General features: G+C 51.3%; 13 protein-coding genes. 8 read left to right on the forward strand and 5 right to left on the reverse strand.

Annotated elements, in window-relative coordinates; translation table 11 throughout:
- Window positions 1-109 precede the first annotated feature (109 nt).
- Window positions 110-1,417, forward strand: a complete 1,308-nt coding sequence (locus HPS55_RS10885; RefSeq protein WP_172178114.1) for a DUF3078 domain-containing protein — start codon at window positions 110-112, stop codon at window positions 1,415-1,417.
- 146 nt (window positions 1,418-1,563) lie between these two features.
- Here HPS55_RS10885 and HPS55_RS10890 read toward each other — a convergent pair whose 3' ends face one another.
- Entirely contained in the window at window positions 1,564-1,971 is a 408-nt protein-coding gene (locus tag HPS55_RS10890; RefSeq protein ID WP_172178116.1) for a DUF1573 domain-containing protein, read from the reverse strand.
- A gap of 266 nt (window positions 1,972-2,237) precedes the next feature.
- Window positions 2,238-3,359, reverse strand: coding sequence for a glycoside hydrolase family 88/105 protein (locus HPS55_RS10895; protein WP_172178118.1), 1,122 nt, complete (start codon window positions 3,357-3,359; stop codon window positions 2,238-2,240).
- 106 nt (window positions 3,360-3,465) lie between these two features.
- On the opposite strand from HPS55_RS10895, the gene aspS reads away from it, so the two are divergent.
- From aspS to HPS55_RS10910, 3 genes are all read left to right on the forward strand, one after another.
- On the forward strand, window positions 3,466-5,229 hold the full coding sequence (gene aspS / locus HPS55_RS10900) for an aspartate--tRNA ligase (protein WP_172178120.1): 1,764 nt from the start codon (window positions 3,466-3,468) through the stop codon (window positions 5,227-5,229).
- A gap of 144 nt (window positions 5,230-5,373) precedes the next feature.
- Entirely contained in the window at window positions 5,374-5,670 is a 297-nt protein-coding gene (locus tag HPS55_RS10905; protein WP_172178122.1) for a winged helix-turn-helix domain-containing protein, read from the forward strand.
- Window positions 5,671-5,782: 112 nt separating this feature from the next.
- A complete protein-coding gene (locus tag HPS55_RS10910) occupies window positions 5,783-6,121 on the forward strand; it encodes a hypothetical protein (protein WP_172178124.1) in 339 nt (112 codons plus the stop codon).
- 63 nt (window positions 6,122-6,184) lie between these two features.
- Here the strand turns inward: HPS55_RS10910 and HPS55_RS10915 are convergent, their stop codons facing one another.
- On the reverse strand, window positions 6,185-7,330 hold the full coding sequence (locus HPS55_RS10915; protein WP_172178126.1) for a glycosyltransferase family 4 protein: 1,146 nt from the start codon (window positions 7,328-7,330) through the stop codon (window positions 6,185-6,187).
- Between the two features lie 14 nt (window positions 7,331-7,344).
- The gene (locus HPS55_RS10920) at window positions 7,345-7,935 is read right to left on the reverse strand and encodes an acyltransferase (RefSeq protein WP_172178128.1); all 591 of its coding nucleotides are present in this window, start codon (window positions 7,933-7,935) and stop codon (window positions 7,345-7,347) included.
- Window positions 7,936-8,095: 160 nt separating this feature from the next.
- On the opposite strand from HPS55_RS10920, the gene HPS55_RS10925 reads away from it, so the two are divergent.
- Window positions 8,096-9,238: a glycosyltransferase family protein gene (locus HPS55_RS10925; RefSeq protein ID WP_172178130.1), complete on the forward strand. Its 1,143-nt coding sequence runs from the start codon at window positions 8,096-8,098 to the stop codon at window positions 9,236-9,238.
- A gap of 194 nt (window positions 9,239-9,432) precedes the next feature.
- Here the strand turns inward: HPS55_RS10925 and HPS55_RS10930 are convergent, their stop codons facing one another.
- Window positions 9,433-10,608 (reverse strand): glycosyltransferase, encoded by a 1,176-nt coding sequence (locus HPS55_RS10930; protein ID WP_172178132.1) that lies wholly within the window; start codon window positions 10,606-10,608, stop codon window positions 9,433-9,435.
- 100 nt (window positions 10,609-10,708) lie between these two features.
- On the opposite strand from HPS55_RS10930, the gene HPS55_RS10935 reads away from it, so the two are divergent.
- Genes HPS55_RS10935 through HPS55_RS10945 form a run of 3 tightly spaced genes read left to right on the forward strand, consistent with a single transcriptional unit; the run spans window position 10,709 to window position 13,770 of the window.
- Complete coding sequence (locus HPS55_RS10935; RefSeq protein ID WP_172178134.1) at window positions 10,709-11,878, forward strand: glycosyltransferase family 4 protein; 1,170 nt, start codon at window positions 10,709-10,711, stop codon at window positions 11,876-11,878.
- Between the two features lie 7 nt (window positions 11,879-11,885).
- On the forward strand, window positions 11,886-12,920 hold the full coding sequence (locus HPS55_RS10940; RefSeq protein WP_172178136.1) for a glycosyltransferase family 2 protein: 1,035 nt from the start codon (window positions 11,886-11,888) through the stop codon (window positions 12,918-12,920).
- A 4-nt stretch (window positions 12,921-12,924) separates the two neighbouring features.
- Complete coding sequence (locus tag HPS55_RS10945; RefSeq protein WP_172178138.1) at window positions 12,925-13,770, forward strand: glycosyltransferase family 2 protein; 846 nt, start codon at window positions 12,925-12,927, stop codon at window positions 13,768-13,770.

A 13,770-nucleotide genomic window follows, 5' to 3' on the forward strand; every position in this document is an offset into this window, starting at 1 on the left:
AAAAGTTGAATCGCACAAAGATTTAGATGAGAATTAATATTGAGTGGCATAGCATTATTAAAATTAAATAATAATCCGTATCTTTGCAACATAAACAGATTGTATAAGAATGAATCCCAAACATATATACGTATTGATGGTATTGATGCAGGTCGCTATGGCTGGCGTAGCTCAAAGGCGTGGCCAATACGGAACGATAAGACCGGTGAAAACCGATACTTCGCTGATAGTCAAGGCTTATATGGACTCGCTTGTGGCGTGCATGGAGCGTATAGACTCGGTAATAGAGATGGAATCGTTCTATGGTCAGATTCATCCCGACGGACGTCATTACCGGCTTTTTGCTCCGCTCACTTTCTATCATTCACCGGCAAGCCGCGTGTTGGAGTATGCTCCTCGTACTGTAGTCGACAAAGTGGTAGATGCGGTTGACGCTACCATGTTGCACATATATCTCAACAGGCCGGATCTTGTAGCCAATACCGAGAGCAGGCTTAAGAAAGTGGGAACGATACGTAACGACATTAAAGAGCCTGTGCATCACAATATCGAATTTATCGATAAAGTGGGTTCAGTGCCTGACGAACCGGTATATGTGCCGGTTGAGGTTATGGTGAAGCGGCCTAATTTTTGGACATTCGGCGGCGATGGAAACATGCAGTTCATGCAGAACTTTATTTCGGAAAACTGGCATAAGGGTGGCGAGAGCAACTACTCTATGGTGGCCGGACTTACACTTACGGCCAATTATAATAATAAGAAACGTCTGAAATTTGAGAATAAACTCGAAATGAAGCTCGGATTCCAGACTTCAAAGTCGGATACGTTGCATAAGTTCAAAACCAATAACGATATGATACGATATACCGGTAAACTCGGTTTACAGGCCACCAAGCGATGGTATTACACGTTGCAGGTGCTTGCCTACACACAGTTTACTACGGGATTGAAGAGCAATGACAAGAAAGTGTATTCGGATTTCATGTCACCGTTTAACCTCAACCTCGGTCTCGGTATGGACTATTCCGTAGAGGCGCTCAACAAGCGGCTTACCGGCAGTGTCAACCTTTCATTCCTTTCGTTCAACTTTCGCTATGTAGACCGCAAACGTTTGGCAAAGAGTCATGGTGTCCGGGGTAATCATCATACATTGGAGGATTTCGGTTCGCAGCTGACAACTTCGCTTACATGGAAAATTACAGACCAGATAAGATGGCAGACCCGTCTGTACGGATATACCACTTACGAGCGTGCTTTGGTGGAGTGGGAGAATACGATAACGATGAATGTAAGCAAGTATATCAGTACCAATATTTTCATATATCCCCGTTTGGACGACTCAAGAAAACGTGATGAGGACTGGAATTATTGGCAGTTTAAGGAATACTGTTCGCTCGGTCTTTCCTATCAGTTCTGACAATGTTGGCGCCATTCCATATCATCTGTACGATTGTGGAACTCTGCTTTTCCTTTCTTTATTACATTATATGAACGCACAACCGGCCGTCAGGAATTTTTTCCGACGGCCGGTTGTGTTAATTTCTGTGGTTGCAGAGTCGCTTTTTATTTTTTCACTTCTTCCATATCACCTTCTACATATAGGCGTGTCATTTCCACTTTGCCGTTTGTACGTACGGTGATTGATTTCTTGAAGTGTCCGGGAAATTTGCCTTCGCCATTATATGTTATTTTCAGTTCGCCTTTCTCGCCCGGTTTTACCGGTGTTTTGGTATATTCAGTGGCAGTGCATCCGCAGCTTGCCACAGCCTGATTGATTATCAGCGGTGCATCGCCCACATTTGTGAATGTGAATGTGCACGATACTTTTGGTGCTGATTCGGAGAATTTTCCGAAGTTATGAGTAGTCTTGTCGAACTTTATTTCTGCCTGTTTACCCCCGTTGGCAGTCTGTGCCGTAGCGAGCATTATGCCGCATACGAACATCAATGTCATCAATATAATCTTTTTCATAATAGAATAAATATTAATTAAATTGTCGCAAAAGTACCCTATTTTTCTTATAGTTGTATGTATCATGGCACTTATTTTGTAATAATTAACAAAGAAAAGCATATCTAAAGTACAATATAATGTGAAATGGAGCCGGCTGTGCTGGCATACAAACAAGGCTGTGTCTGATGAATTTAATTCAGACACAGCCTCTTTGGTGCTTAAACCGTCAGTACATTGACTTCTGTAGAAGTGGGTATGGCTGATGGTATATCCTTTTTCCCTTTCTATTTGCCAAGCAATTTATAGTACTCCACGGCACCGAGAAGAAAGCATCCCACACCGTAGTCGTCGAAGTCGGGGACCTTGTCGTATGTAACAGGTTGTCCGGCTGACGGGTCTTTGCCGGTTCCCTGTACGTAGCCGAGGAATCCGTCCTTGTGCACAGCATCCTTTACCATGGCCTCCCATGCCTTGTCTGCTATCGGACGGTACACCTTTTCTTTAAGATATCCCTTCTGCAATCCCCAGCTTATGCCGTAAAGGAAGAGGGCAGTGCCGGTTGTCTCTTTGCCTCCGTATGTGACGGGCGATACGAGACTCACGTTCCAGAATCCGTCTTCACGCTGGCACTTGGAAAGTCCGTCGCACATCATAATGAAGTCTTTTTTCACCTCTTTATATATCTTGTCCTTGGGCGAGAGCTGGTCCATCACACGCACGAGTGCCGCCAGCACCCATCCGTTGCCGCGCGACCAGTAGCAGTCCTTTCCGTCTTTCTCCTTGTAGGGCGGCACATAGTCGGCATCACGCCACCACAGTCCGTCCTTCTCGTTGAACAGTCCGCCTCCGCATTCGTTGCGGCTCCAACGGTACATCTTCATGCCGTGCTCGATGTATGAGCGGTCGCCCGTTATCTTGTACATCTGTGCATATATAGGCATGGCCATCTGTATGGCGTCAATCCATGTCCAGTAGCCTATCTTTGTTTCGGCCATCTGTCCCTGCAGGTTCTCACGTATAGGGCGCAACATGGTAGAGTCGCCTGTCATTACAAAGCGCTCGAGGTATGTCTGTCCGCAACACTGGTCGTCGGCATCGCGTGTCTTGATGCCGTTGCGCGGTGTCCATTGGTGAAAGTTGGCCCATGTGTCCGTATAGTCAATGTAGCGTTGCTGTTTGTCAATGCCGTATAGAGCCATCAGTCCCTCATAGTATACGGCACGTGTCCACAGGCTGCTGGGACGTATTCGTTTCACGTTGGTTGGCTCCGTCGGGTCTTTATACTTCGCCATAAAGTAGTCGTTTGCATTCCGCGCCACGTTCAGCACTTCCGTCTGTTTTGCATTTTGTGCCACAGCGGATAACGATATCGCCGTGACAGCAAATAGAGTGATAAGTTTTTTCATTTTAGTAAATTGGTTATTGTCGGCACAAAGATACGGAAAAAATTTGTTAATCTCCGCATTTTTGTATACTTTTGCACACCAGATAAGAACATCATATATAATAATTATGTATAGATCAAAGACTTGTGGAGAGCTTCGTCTCTCCGATACGGGCAGCGTGGTTACGCTTGCCGGATGGGTCCAGCGCAGCCGTAAGATGGGCGGCATGACGTTTGTCGACCTGCGCGACCGTTATGGAATCACGCAATTGGTTTTTAACGAGACTTTGGACAAAGAGCTTTGCGACCGTGCCAACAAACTCGGACGTGAGTTCTGTATTCAGGCCGTTGGGACTGTCAGCGAGCGTGAAAGCAAGAACAAGAACATAGCCACAGGTGACATAGAGATAATCGTGAGCGGGCTCAATGTGCTGAGCGAGAGCATCACACCGCCGTTTACCATCGAAGACAATACCGACGGGGGCGACGACATACGAATGAAATACCGCTATCTCGATTTGCGCCGTACGCCCGTGCGCCGCAATCTCGAGCTTCGTCACCGCATGACCATCCTTATCCGTAACTTCCTCGATTCCCATCAGTTCATAGAAGTGGAGACTCCTATTCTCATCGGGTCTACTCCTGAGGGTGCCCGCGACTTTGTCGTACCTTCGAGAATGAATCCCGGCCAGTTCTATGCGTTGCCGCAAAGTCCGCAGACACTCAAGCAGTTGCTCATGGTGAGCGGTTTCGACCGTTATTTCCAGATTGCCAAGTGTTTCCGCGATGAGGATTTGCGTGCCGACCGCCAGCCTGAGTTCACTCAGATAGACTGTGAGATGAGTTTTGTCGAGCAGGACGATGTAATCAATCTGTTTGAAGACATGGCCCGCCATCTGTTTAAGGAAGTTCTCGACGTCGAACTTCCGGCACGTTTGCAGCAGATGACATGGCACGAGGCAATGCGTCGTTTCGGCAGCGACAAGCCCGACTTGCGTTTCGGCATGGAGTTTGTCGAGTTGATGGATGTGCTGAAGGGTACCGGCACATTCCCCGTCTTTGACAGTGCAGAGTATATCGGCGGTATCTGTGTGCCGGGATGTGCCGGATACACCCGTAAGCAGCTTGACCAGCTTACCGATTTTGTGAAACGTCCGCAAGTAGGTGCCAAGGGACTCGTTTACGTGAAATTCAACGAAGACGGCACCGTAAAGTCAAGCATAGACAAGTTCTATGCACCCGAGGTATGGCAGCAACTGAAAGCCAAGATGGGCGCCAATGACGGCGACCTCGTTCTGATACTGAGCGGTGACAAGGCCAACAAGACACGTACACAACTGTGCACTTTGCGTCTGGAGATGGGCGACCGCCTCGGTCTGCGCAGCAAGGACAAGTTCGAGTGTCTGTGGATTGTCGACTTCCCGCTGTTTGAGTGGAGTGATGAGGAGCAGCGTCTCATGGCTACACACCATCCGTTCACCATGCCGAACCCTGACGACATTCCATTGCTCGACGAGCATCCTGAGCAGGTGCGTGCCAAGGCTTACGACTTCGTTTGCAACGGTATAGAAGTAGGAGGCGGCAGTCTTCGTATACACGATGGCAAACTTCAGGAGAAGATGTTCCGTATACTCGGTTTCACCCCGGAGCGTGCCATGGCCCAGTTCGGCTTCCTTATCAATGCATTCAAGTATGGCGCACCGCCTCATGCCGGTCTCGCTTTCGGTCTCGACCGCTTTGTCAGCATCTTTGCCGGACTGGATTCTATACGCGACTGCATTGCGTTCCCGAAGAACAACAGCGGGCGCGATGTGATGCTTGATGCTCCGGGTGAACTCGATCCCAAACAGCTTGACGAATTGCAGTTGCGCATTGATATATGTCAAGAATAATGCATGAAGTCTGTTTCTGCGGTTTAAAACATGCTGTTTTGTGCATAATAAATTTTGCAATTGGTATAAAAATGTTTACTTTTGCAAGCGAAATGATAAAAGAATGGTACAAGACCGTTCTATAAAATTATTTTTTATAATGTTATGGCAGAAAAGAAAACTGTAAAGAAAGAGACGGCTGCAAAGACAACCAGTACAAAAAAGACAGCTGTGAAGAAGACTGCATCACCAAAGAAAGTGACTATCGTGTTCAATGCAGAGAATGTAGGCTTTAAGGCAGGAGACGTTTATCAGGCATTGGCCGCTGCGGAACATCCGATGGCTTTGGCAGAGATTGCACAGGCGGCGGGTATCAGCGAGGAAGAGACATTGCTCGGTATGGGCTGGCTCTTCAAGGAAGGAAAGATCATTCAGGCGGAAGACAAGATAACATTGGCTTAAATTTTTGAATGTAAATACATGAATAAGGTCGGTAAAGCTGGGGAGCATTACCGGCCTTTTTCATCTTCCGTATCATACATACGATGTTTTAATTGATATATGACCGGTCTTTATGGAATACGACAAGCAGATACTCAAGATTCTCTCCGATGTGGGGGATGGCGGCATCAGCGTGCAGATGTTGGCCAAGCATGTCTACAACATGAATTGCAGCCTGTTCTTCACGCTCGACATGGCTGAGGTTTACAGTTATGTCCGTCTGTATATTGCCCGCAACTCACGGTCTCCCCAGCCACTGATAGAGAGCACGGGGCGTCGCGGATACTATCGTCTGAATACCGGCGGTTCGGCTGACGCACGCCAGTTGATGCTTGATTTCAAGGACGAGAAGAAAGAAGAAATAGAAGAGGAAAAGCCCCGTCAGGACCTTTCCCTCGATTTGTTTGCTTAGGTTTCCATTTGGTCTGTCCGTCAACAGATTCATTGCCGTCATGATTCCGTTCCGTTTCTGTGGTCAGTGAGGCTTGTGCCCGCTTGTTTCCATGTACACATCTTTGTAAAGTCTTAGTAGTTCTTCGGCCGTTTTCCGCCAGGAGAACATTTTCACACGCTCCAATCCTATATTTATCTGCCGTTCTCGGAAATCGTGATCGTTCTCCAGCCGCAGCATCATTTCGGTGATGTCACCGGCTCTTTCCGGGCTTGTCAGCGCCGCATCGGGGCCTGCTATTTCCGGCATGGACGATGTGTCGCTTGTCACCACGGGCGTTCCGCAGGCCATGGCCTCGAGCAGCGGTATGCCGAAACTCTCGCGCAGCGAGGTGTAGAGGAATGCGAAAGCGTCGTTGTAAATGTAGGGCAGGTCGCTGTTGACGATATACCCCGACGGCACTACATATTCTCTGATATGCTCAATGCCGTTGTCTCTCAGTATGGCATCGATGGATTCCTGCTTCAGGTCGGCCACGAGCAGTTTCCGTTTCACGTCCGACCTCTCCAGATATCCGGCATATGCCATGATGGTGCGTGCCGTGTTCTTTTTCGGGTCGGTGTTGCCGAGAAAGAAGAAATAGCCCCGTTCACCGATATACTTGCGGTATACACCGGCCGTGTCCTTCACCGGCCGGAACCAATCGTTGTATCCGTTGTATATCATTGCCATGCGGTCGCGTGGCAGTTTCAGTCTTCCTACGATGTTGTCCAGTTCAAAATTCGATACGGTTATTATCCTGCGGCACTTTCCTATGACCTTCGGCACCACCATCCTCCGGTATATCCGCCCCAAGTTCTGGTATAGAGACTTGTTGTGTTTGTCCCTCGGTTCGAGAAAGATGATGTCGTGCAGGGTGAGCACCAGCGGTATGCCGCCGCACCATACGGGAGCCGTGTTGCTCGTGCAGTGCAGCATGTCAACCCTGTCGCGCCTTGCCGCACGCGGCAGCGCATACTGTTCCCACAGTGGATACGAGGGACATCGCAGTTCCACTACATGCACGTTTGCCGAACTTTCCAGGCATATGTCCTCACCGGGCTTTACGTATACGAAATATTCGTTGTCCGTATCCATCCTTTGCAGCTCCCTTATCTCCTGCAGAACCACGTAGTCCATTCCGTGCTTGTTTTTGCGGAAGATGCGCTGCGCCTCTATTCCTATTCTCATGATTGCAGATTGTTTTATATCCGTTTCTTCACCACAGCCGGAACACCGGCCACGAGCGAACCGGCCGGCACGTCACATGTCACCACCGCTCCCGCTGCCACGACGGAGTGGCGGCCTATCCTCACGCCCGGCAGTACGACGGAGTTGGCTCCTATCCACACGTCGTCTTCAATGACAATAGGCCGTGTCGTCACGCCCTGTTCGTCTATTCTGCGTAGCGGGTCGGCAAAGTTGTGGTTGAGGGCGCTCACGGTGATGCCCTGGGCCAGGTGGACATGGTTGCCTATCCGCACCGGACCTATCACGGTAGAGTGCAGTCCGATGCGTGTATGGTCGCCTATGGTGACGTCGCCCACGGCATTGTTGATGCAGCAGAACGACTCCACCACGCTCCGGCGCCCTATGGCGAAGCGGCGGTATGGCGGTGTGTCCATGCGTACGCTGCCGTGAATCACGGATCCGTGTCCGCGCTTCTGATACAGCGGTGCGAGCATGCGGACATACCATCGCGGGCGGGTCTGCACGGGATTCATTATCAGCCGGTCCAACAGTTTTTTCAGTCTGGGGCTTGATTTAAGGCTCTCTCTGATGTTCTCTTTGTCCATTACGTAAGAATTGTTGCTACAAAAATACGGATAAAAAGCCGGTATTCCAAATTTTTGTAATATATTTGCACGAAAGACGATACATATGTTTCCGTAATCCGGGCCACCTTTGGTGTTCAGACATGGTTGCATAGAATGTATCAAACGAATCATAATCAAAATGAGAATACTCTTCCTCGTGTATCACGGCTTTTCGGAAGCGAGCGGAATAAGCAAGAAAATAAATTGTCAGGTGAAGGGACTCCGTCAGAACGGACATGATGTCCGGGTGTGCTATTACACCTTCTCTTCGTCGGGCCACCGCTGCCGCTATGTCGGTGACGACGTGATAGCAGACTACGGCAAGGGCCGCATGGCCGCTCTGCGCAGCCGTGTCGGCTACGGATGTATATACAAGTATTGCAAGGACAACGCTGTCGACTTCGTATATACCCGCAGTTTCATGAATGCCAATCCATGGCTGATACGCCTGTTCGGCCGTCTGCGCCGGTCGGGGATACGCGCTGTCACCGAGATTCCCACATATCCGTACGACGGCGAGTTTGTCGGTTTTCCGTTCACGGCACGCCTCGGGCTCTTCGTCGACCGCATATTCCGCCGCTCTCTCGCCGCCCGCATGAGTGCCATGGTTACGTTCTCCGATGCAACGGAGATATTCGGACAGCGCACTGTCAACATCAGCAACGGTGTCGATTTTGACAGCATTCCTCTTCACTGTTTGTGTCCGCAAGACGGCGGAATCCATCTGATAGGAGTGGCCGAAGTGCACTATTGGCACGGTTTCGACCGGGTGATAGCCGGTCTCGGCGAGTATTATGCCACAGAGAAGAATCCCCGCGACGTGTTTTTCCACATTGTGGGAGGCGTGGCTCCGAGCGAGATGCACAGCTCCGTGCATGCTCCCGGATTTGCTGAACTGATTGAAAAGTATGACATAGGCCGCCGCATCGTATTTCACGGACAACTTTACGGCCGCGAACTCGACGACGTATTCAACCGTTGTTCGTTTGCCATCGGTAGCCTTGGACGTCACCGCAGCGGCATCACAGTCATCAAGACACTCAAGAACCGTGAGTATGCCACGCGTGGTATACCATTCATATATTCCGAGCAGGACAGCGATTTCGACGGCCGGCCGTATGTAATGAAGGCACCGGCCGACGAATCTCCCGTGGACATAAGGGCTGTACTCGATTTTATAGACTCCAATCACGCAAGCCCTCGTGACATACGTGACACTGTCGCTCATCTGTCATGGAAAAATCAAATGGAAATTGTTGTCAGTCAAGTCATGAAATACTGAACGGCAGGTTTGGTTGTGTCTGTAAGTGATTGATAATCAATGGTGTTACAAAAGCGGTGGTTTCGGGCTCTGAAAGTGGCGGTTTTGCAATGCGAAAGCGGCACTTTCAGAGCCCGAAACCGCCACTTTCAGAGCGTGAAACTGCCCATATTGCAATCAGACAAGCGCGGACCTGTGGCGCATGTAAACAATATTCACAGTCCGTCTATAAGTTTCTGCCACTCTCGTGTGATGTTTTCCGGTTTGTAGCGTTCCACTATCTCTTGTGCTCCGGCAGCTTTTATGTCGGGGTCTTCCCACTGTGCCGCATCGTGCAGACATCCGGCCAGGGCGTCAGCATCACCGTTGTCGAAGTATGTGGCATAGTCGCCCATCACCTCAAGGCTCGACGGCAGACGCGATGAAATGACGGGCAGGCCGTGGGCCATGGCCTCCACGAGCACCAGCCCGAAGCCTTCCCACCGCGAGCTGAGCACAAACACGGCTGCTTCGGAATAATATTTCTGTATGTCTTTCGTGAACGGATGTATCCTCACCCTGCCCTCCATATGGTGTTCGGCGATGTATTTTCTGTACAGACTTTCCTCCGGTCCCTCTCCGACAATGTCGAGCGACCATTCGCTTTCGGTGGCTTTGAAAATGTTGAAAGCCCTGAGCAGCAGGTCGAACCCCTTGTGCCCGGGGGTGAAACGCCCTACGGCAAGAAACCGTTTGCTCCTTCTGTCAGACTGTCTGCCCGGCACAAGTGTGAGCGGATTGTATATCACGTCGGCATGCCGGCGCACGTCGGCACCGTATTTCGCCCTGTCGCAGCGGCATAGCATCACCACCCTGTCAAGCCGCAGATACTGATACTCGAAATGCTTGCGCAGTTCCGGCCCTGCATATGCCGAGTTTGCGGAGAACAGGGCCTCGTGCGAATTGTGTATCCATCCGATGGTCTTCACCCCCGGCAGACGCTTTCCTATGGTGGCCAGCCGCACGGTCAGCGGGGCATGCACGCCGATGACGACGTCGTAGCTGCCTCCCCGCAACTCGTCGGCAAGCGCCTTGCGAAGGCTCGGCACGAACGAACTGAGGGCGTAGAGGCGCGATGTCAAGCTTGTCTTCGGCAGCACTTTGCGGTAGAGCATGCTGCAGGCTTTGCACAGAAGCGTCTCGACGGTCCCCGCTTCGGGATAGCGGAAGAAGCGGAAGTGTATCGGTGACTCACCGAGATTGTACATCGACAGGTCTTTGGCGGCAGGGGCGTCGAATGTCACGATGGTGACATCGTTGTCGTCGGAGAGGGCTTTCGCTATCACGGACGTAACCCGCTGTACCCCGCCAAAGGAAAATACAGAGTCTGTCAAGAAGCATATTCGTTTCATATTATGTGCAAAAATAAGAAAAACTTTTGATTATTCAAAACTTTTTTCGTAAGTTTGTGGCACGGTTTATGGCTGTCTTTGCAGCTTTGCCATTTTGTTTATGAAGAGTGGAAACGGAAGATACCGGATAGTATATTGCACCCCCGCATTGTATATGGCGGGCGGTGTGGAGCGTGTGCTGACGCTCAAGGCCGGCTATTTTGCCGAGCACTACGGCTATGACATAACCATAATACTGACCGAGGGTCGCGGCAAGCCGTTGTTCTATCCGCTTTCCGACAAGGTTAAAGTGGTGAATCTCGACATCGGTTTCGAGGAGTTGTGGAGTTGTTCGTTTGTGAAGAAGATACCGGTATACCTGCGCAAGCAGCGTGAGTTCCGCCGCAAGCTGACGGCCGAACTGATGAGGCTGCGGCCCGATATTACTGTGAGCCTGCTCCGTAGGGAGATAAACTTTATCAATTCCATACCTGACGGCAGCGTGAAGATAGGCGAGATGCATATCAACAGGGCCAACTACCGCAACTTCGATGCCTCTGACACAAACCCGTTGAAGCGTGTTTTCGCACGGTTGTGGAGCCATAGTCTCGTGTCGCATCTGCGGTGTCTGGGCAGACTTGTGGTGCTGACGGAGCCCGACAGGCAGGCATGGACCGAACTGGACAACGTAGACGTGATACCAGATCCGTTGTCTTTCCGCCCTTCGGGCGTGAGCCGGCTTGCGGACAAGCGTATCATTGCCGTGGGGCGCTACTCGCATGAGAAAGGGTTCGACCTGCTGTTGCAGGCGTGGGCGGCCGTGGAGAAAGCCTGCGAAGGGTGGCGGCTGGATGTTTTCGGTGATGGCGACCGCACTGTATACGAGCATCTGATAGACGAGTTGGGCATCGACCGCAGCCGTTGCCGCCTCAACGGGCGTACTGCCGATGTCGAGGCGGAATATCGCAGAAGCTCGGTTTTCGTGCTCAGTTCGCGCTTCGAGGGATTCGGGCTGGTTGTTCTGGAAGCCATGGCCTGCGGTCTGCCGGTGGTGGCGTTTGATTGTCCGTGGGGACCGGGGGCCATAATTTCCGACGGCATCGACGGCATGCTCGTTGAAAACGGCAACACCAATGCGCTTGCCGATGCCCTGATTGGGGTGGCCGGCTCGGCGGAACTGCGCGGACGGATGGCTGCCGAAGCACGCCGGAGTGCCTCGGAATACGACATTGAGAAGATTGCCGCAAAGTGGCGCCGGCTCTTCGATACACTTATGAACGGAAAACACTGATATCGACATGGAATATGAAGTGACCATAGGCATACCTCTTTACAATGCAGAGCGGTTCATCGGCCGCACGCTGGAGACTGCTTTGACCCAGACATTCGGCAGCATCGAGATACTTGTTGTCGACGATTGCGGCACGGACGGTTCGGTGGAGACTGTCCGGCAGATGCAAAGCACGCATCCGCGTGGAAGCTGCATACGTATCGTATCGCAGCCGCGCAACATGGGAGTCGGTCCGGCCCGCAACCGTATCATAGACGAAGCCCGCGGCCGCTATCTCTATTTCATGGATTCGGACGACACGATAGTGCCCGGTACCATAGCTCTGCTGTATGACAATATGAAGAAGCACGATGCCGAAGTCGTGTTCGGCTCATACGAGAAGATTGAGGACTATGGCACGGAACGCCGCTCCGAGGTCTGCGGTTATCCGCGTATGGAGTTGTTTGGCGATGATATTCCGGCCGGATTTGCATTCAGAAAGTACGGCGGAATACAGGCGTCGGCATGGAACTATCTGGTTGCTGTAGACATGTTGCGGCGCAACGGACTGCGATTCATTGAGTCGAAATACTGGGAGGACATGGTCTTCACGTATACGCTGATGACATATGTGACGCGGGCAGTGCTGCTTCCGGACGTTACATACCATTATATCTGCCGTCTGAATTCGCTGTCCAACTATCAGAAGCGTGAGCGGATAAGCCGCACTGAGGTGCTTGACAATGTGCGCACGATAGACCGGTTGAAAGAGCAGACACCGCGGCTGCGGGACAAACCGTATCTCGGCAACTGGTGCTATAATGTGGTTATGACCGATTTCTATATAGTTTGCAACGTTCTGAAAAACCGTAATGTGATACATCCGCGCATCACTTCGGCGGCACTCCGCTCTTTCATGCGCCATCCGCTCACGTTTGGGCGAATCCTGCGACTGCGCAAGGCGATGACGGCAAATCTGTTTTTATATTCATTGGGCAAACTGCCGGCCCCTCTCTTCGTATGGATGGTGGGGCTGCTGGGCAGGCGTAAAGGACTTGTTTGACATTATGGCATGGTACGATAAATATCTTACGGTATACGGCAGACCGCTATCCGAGGTGCCTGCCGACGTTATCGACGGTGCGCGCGGACGTCTTGCGGCGATGCAGAGCGACAGCCCGCAGGTGTCTGTTGTGATAATAGCACATAACGAAGAGACACGCCTTTCGGCCTGTCTTTGGTCGCTGAGTGACATGCAGACGGGCTATCCGTTGGAGATAATAGGTGTGGACAACAACTCGGATGACGGCACGGCACGCGTATACGAGGCATTCGGAGTAAGGTGTATCGCCGAGAAGCGGCAGAGCCCGGGACATGCCCGACGCTGCGGACTGGACAACTCTCGTGGCAAATATCATTTCTTTATCGATGCCGACACGATGTATCCGGCACGCTATATAGACCTGATGATGGGGCGCCTGGGGCGTGATGGTGTGGCATGTGTGGGCACGTTCTGGAGCTTTTATCCCGACGCGCGCCACTCGCGGTTGCAGCTTGCGGTGTTTGAACTGATACGCGATACGTTCCTTTTCCTCCAGCATTTCAAACGTCCGGAGCTGTGCGTGCGTGGCATGACCTTCGCTTTCAGGGCTGACTCTGCCCGCGAGGTGGGCATACGCACCGACATCCGCCGCGGCGAGGATGGTTCGCTGGCTCTCGGACTGAAACGCTACGGGCGCATAGATTTCCTGTATAGCCGCCATGCCCGGGTTGTTACGGGATATGGAACGCTCAATGAGAGTTCGATGTTCCAAAGTCTTTTGAAGCGTGTGAAAATACAGGGCCGGGCTTTGTTGGGTATGTTCCATACGAAGGAACATTACGAAGATTCGGAAGACAATATTATAAGGTAA

It is taken from the genome of Xylanibacter rodentium, from assembly GCF_013166575.1.
Lineage (GTDB): Bacteria > Bacteroidota > Bacteroidia > Bacteroidales > Bacteroidaceae > Prevotella > Prevotella rodentium.